Below are 4,340 nucleotides of genomic sequence, written 5' to 3'. Positions count from 1 at the left end.
TTCCAATCGGTCAACATTGAAGAAGTTTGAGCGTAGCCTACTCTTTCTTGCTTTTCGTACCAAGCTTGTGTTCGTTCGTGGAGAGCTTTGTTGTAAACTAATCTTACACAGCCCAAAGTGCGCCGCAATAGCGACTCTTGTTCTGGTGTTGGGTAAAATCGAAACGAATAGGCTTTTTCCATACCTCACATTTTAGCATATATTTCGTAAATGTGCTAATATTTAACAGTAAAGCCGTCGTAGAACGACGGGGTTTCAGACCCAAATTTTCGATGATCCGGTCGTTGATGCTCTCAAAATCACCTTAAGTCATGTGCCGAAATGCTCAGGAGCGGATGGACAATCCGCAGTCTTGTGAATATTCGATTCTGACGACTAAACCGGAATTAGTCGCCACTTACCCGATCGCAGTCTCTCATAATACTGCCAGCTATGGTCAGAAAGCTCTGACATAACTAAGAACTACTTGACCCACTTTTGTTAATGTGCCACTTTAGATACTGATTACTGTTTACTGTTTACTGTTTACTGATCACTGAAAAACCCCCATCTCTCAATCTCCGTGATCCTCAAAATGATTAGCTAGTAGGAATTTTTGACTGGTATTCAACTCTTGCCAAAGCTGGTTAATTTTCTCGTAAGCTTCCGTGGAGGTAAGCTTTCCCCCAGTGTGTAAACCAGCGATAAAAGAGACTCTCAGGGCGAATTCCTGCAAATTAGCGTTAAAAACTAAATTTTGTGGCGTGAATAAACCCCTGTAGCTGGTTTTAGGGTAGAGAAAGTTATCTTTAGAATTGAATTTTTCCATTGTTACCGACCCCCCAGTATAGGATATCTACATTATTATATATTTAACCTTTTGTTAACTTATGCTTAACCTAAGAATTTAAACCCGTCTCTAGATTCTTAAGAGAGTAGCTGCTGAACTTGATTAGCCGCCGCTATCCCAGAAGTTAAGGCCGTTTCTAGGGAAGAATTTCTCGACAAATCTCCTCCTTGACACCAATCACCACAGGCAACTAGAGGTAAAGGACTATTAACACTTAAACAGGGTACAGCTAAACCCTGACGGACTAAAGCATAACGCCAACGGTGAATCCAGGACCAATCGGGGAGAGGCAAAGAAGCACGAGAGAGCAAATCTAGCTTAACTGCTTCTAAATCCTCGCTATCGAGATATTTAACCGCAAAATCTCCACTACTATGCACAACAAAGACATAATCAGGGGATGATTGCCGTTTACTGCTATCAAGTCCTAACCAAGCGATATCGGTGGCGGGAGCAACTGCGGGTAAAGAATCGCCATAACCCGCCATTACCGTTAAACAGGGATTGTAAAAGATTGATCGCAATTCTGGCATAGTAGTTATGTGAGAGTTTTCTAACAATAACGCTGCTTGCGGGGCGGGAATAGCCAGGACAATCACCGGAAACTCTCCCCGAATTTGACCGTTATTGTTTAAAACCCATTTTTCTTGACGATTTTCCAGACGAGTAACCAGAAAATCTCGTTCAATTTCTAAACCTTTAGCTAAAAATTTCGCCACGCTATTGATGCCAGAAGGAGCAACATAGCTAGAATCAAACCAAGAAGTAACTATATTCTCTCTCAGTAGATTATCAATTAAAGCCGCCGTTTTTTCCCCCTGAATAGTCAAAAAAGGCAAGCCATGATCCACAGCAATCACTTGATTGGCTCGGTTAACCCGTCGCGTGGCTAAACGACCACCAATGCCTCTAGACTTATCAAATAGCTTAACAGTATAACCTCGATCGCACAACTGACGAGCGCAGGCTAACCCGGCTAAACCCGCACCAATGATCCCAACCTTAATCGAAAAATTTGTCACTAGCCTTCCTAATCCTGTGAACCCTTGAGTTAATATTAGTAGTAATCAGCACTAGCGAAACTAAGTTGATTATTGGGGCTGAGGAGGACAAACCACATTGGACGAACTACGCACAGCTTTGGAGTTAGCCACCGAGGAGGAACTACAGCAAATCACTAACATCCTCTTTTGCCGTCGTTTTAACCCTCTCGATTATCTACGAGCGCCGGACGCAATCGCCGTTCAAAGTCAAGATTGGGATAGTTGGTTAGATAGCGTCGAGGATCGTTTTCGTTACTTGGCTGCCGATGGTGTGACAGTATTAAAAGGTCAAACCGAAAAAGTTAGTTATCGTCAAATTCTCGTCCGTGTCTGTCATTTCCTCAAGGTTCCCTACTCCCAAAAAATGCCGACAACGGAAATTGAAGCGGAAATCTATCTTCACCTCGTTAACAAAGCTTGGAAACGTCTCCCCCCATCGGAACAAAAATCCCTCTCGATTCAAATTCAAAAGGCGCTCGCGGATTGCCGCACTCCCCAACCCTTACCGGTTCACCTACAACACAATCCCCTCGATATAGTCCTCAAAGGCAGTAGCGTCATCGCCGTTAATTCTATCCTGAAACCGATTCTGCTCAAACATATCGCCGGGCAGTTCGCTCTCCATTTTGCCCGCTATCAAGGGGCAAAGACTGCCCTAGTCCAGGGTGGGGCAATTGCTAATCAAATCGCGCTACAAACGGCTAAACAGGGCATGACTACGGCGGCGGCCCGCTACGGAGCGGTCAGAACCGTGTTAAGTTTGGTAGGACCGGCTCTATGGGGTTGGTTTATTGCTGATCTCGGTTGGAAAGCGATCGCAACTGACTACGGCCGGATTATCCCGACTATTTTTGCCATCGCCCAAATTCGTCTGACTCGTGACGATTGTTGGCAACCTGCATAACATGAAAAAGATTTTTTGTCAAGGGTGGGAGTGGAATTTAATACTTTTTTCAGTTTTTATCGCCCTGATCCTGCCGGAGTTAGCGGGTATCGGCATTATTATCGTCTTAATTAGGGTTTTTACCGGCAATTTTCGGGCAATTATCCAGTCACGTCTCAATCAAGGTCTCGGTATCGTCACTCTTTGGTTAATGATTAGTGCCAGTCTTTCCCCAACTCCGGGGGATGCTTGGATTGGTTTAGGAAATTTCCTGCCCTTTTTCTTCTTTTTTAGCAATATTCGGCAATTAATTAAAAAACCCTCTCAATTGCGTCAACTAGCTTGGGTGATGGTTATTCCGTCGGTTTGGGTAGTGGTGATGGGATGGGGACAAATTTTTCTCGGTTGGCAAAAACCGGAAGCATTAAAAGGGATTTTTACCTGGCCCTACGGGGCGGGGGGTGAACCGGACGGGCGGATGTCTTCGGTTTTTATGTATGCTAATCTTTTGGGGGCTTATTTATTAATAACTCTGATTTTAGCGATCGGTTTATTAATTCTAACTTTGCGGCAGTGGCACAGACAAAGAAATAACCTTTTAAATCTCAAAGTCGGGTTTTTAACTTTAACCATATTTATCGACAGTGTAGGGCTATTTTTAAGCAATTCTCGCAATGCTTGGGCCTTAGCCTTTTTAGGTTGCCTAATTTTCGCCCTTTATCTGGGTTGGAATGCCTTAGTTGCCGGTTTTGTCCTCTTGGGGGGGGTGATTTCCCTTGCTTCTTGGGGACCAAATCCTTTCAGGGATAGTCTGCGTTTTTTGGTTCCTAGGGCGATTTGGGCGCGATTATCCGATGAAATGTTCCCCGATCGCCCTCTAGCTACTCTCAGATCAACTCAATGGCGTTTTACTCTAGAAATGACCCAAGAAAGACCCCTATTCGGTTGGGGATTACGCAGTTTTACACCTCTCTACGAAAAAAGTCAGGGATTATGGTTAGGTCATCCCCATAATTTATATTTGATGTTAATGGCAGAAACGGGAATTATTGGCTTAATTTTATTGTCTGTTTGGGTGGGTTGGATTTATGCCCAAGGGGTGCGTTTATTAATCTTTTTACGACAACAAAAAGCCGGGGGGGAGTTAATTATCTTTACCTATCTGGTGGCCTTTGGTGCTTGCGTTTTATTTAATCTCGTCGATGTCACCCTCTCCGATGTCAAGATTAATACTATTGTTTGGTTTCTCTTGGCTGCTATTGCCGGGGTGAGTCAAAGTTTAAATTATGAATTATGAATTGGGAAGTGGGAAGTGGGGAAGTGGGGAAGTGGGGAGAATAAATAAAAATAATCTCCTGAATACTGACTCCTGACTCCTGATACTAAATCTGGTTATTAAAGACTGATTATTTATTCCCCTTTTTGCATGAGTGCATGAGCAGAAAACGGGTTTCTCCGAGAAACCCGTTTTCTGTGCGTTACTCAACGGATTTAGTATGAATGCTGAATTCTAACCCCATGGTAGATGTTGGATTTTTGCAGGAGTTCTATTTTCCGACATAGATAAGCAAAAATTATTTATTGA

The 4,340-nt window shown here is 43.5% G+C and carries 6 protein-coding genes; 3 read left to right on the top strand and 3 right to left on the bottom strand.

Annotated features, from left to right (window positions below):
- Positions 1-182, bottom strand: a 182-nt coding sequence (locus tag IM456_RS01495; protein ID WP_272079382.1) for a helix-turn-helix domain-containing protein, incomplete at its 3' end; no start/stop codon positions are given.
- Positions 183-311: 129 nt separating this feature from the next.
- Between IM456_RS01495 and IM456_RS01490 the strand changes: the two genes are divergently transcribed.
- A complete protein-coding gene (locus tag IM456_RS01490; protein ID WP_287705269.1) occupies positions 312-455 on the top strand; it encodes a hypothetical protein in 144 nt (47 codons plus the stop codon).
- 98 nt (positions 456-553) lie between these two features.
- On the opposite strand, the gene IM456_RS01485 is transcribed toward IM456_RS01490, so the two are convergent.
- Positions 554-808: a DUF7219 family protein gene (locus tag IM456_RS01485; RefSeq protein WP_149988181.1), complete on the bottom strand. Its 255-nt coding sequence runs from the start codon at positions 806-808 to the stop codon at positions 554-556.
- Positions 809-906: 98 nt separating this feature from the next.
- On the bottom strand, positions 907-1,851 hold the full coding sequence (locus IM456_RS01480) for an NAD(P)/FAD-dependent oxidoreductase (RefSeq protein ID WP_149988182.1): 945 nt from the start codon (positions 1,849-1,851) through the stop codon (positions 907-909).
- 97 nt (positions 1,852-1,948) lie between these two features.
- Here IM456_RS01480 and IM456_RS01475 point away from each other — a divergent pair, with 97 nt between their 5' ends.
- Positions 1,949-2,776: a YaaW family protein gene (locus IM456_RS01475; protein ID WP_149988183.1), complete on the top strand. Its 828-nt coding sequence runs from the start codon at positions 1,949-1,951 to the stop codon at positions 2,774-2,776.
- A gap of 1 nt (position 2,777) precedes the next feature.
- A complete protein-coding gene (locus IM456_RS01470; RefSeq protein WP_149988184.1) occupies positions 2,778-4,052 on the top strand; it encodes an O-antigen ligase family protein in 1,275 nt (424 codons plus the stop codon).
- Positions 4,053-4,340: the final 288 nt, after the last annotated feature.

Source organism: Microcystis sp. M079S1 (assembly GCF_020246425.1).
Lineage (GTDB): Bacteria > Cyanobacteriota > Cyanobacteriia > Cyanobacteriales > Microcystaceae > Microcystis > Microcystis aeruginosa.
The sequence above is the reverse complement of the archived record's forward strand: the minus strand, read 5'-3'. Positions and strand labels throughout refer to the sequence as shown.

Excerpts from the sequence above, each read along its gene's own strand:
- IM456_RS01490 (WP_287705269.1), top strand. The coding sequence starts at position 312 with ATGTGCCGAAATGCTCAGGAGCGGATGGACAATCCGCAGTCTTGTGAA.
- IM456_RS01485 (WP_149988181.1), bottom strand. The coding sequence starts at position 808 with ATGGAAAAATTCAATTCTAAAGATAACTTTCTCTACCCTAAAACCAGC.
- IM456_RS01470 (WP_149988184.1), top strand. The coding sequence starts at position 2,778 with ATGAAAAAGATTTTTTGTCAAGGGTGGGAGTGGAATTTAATACTTTTT.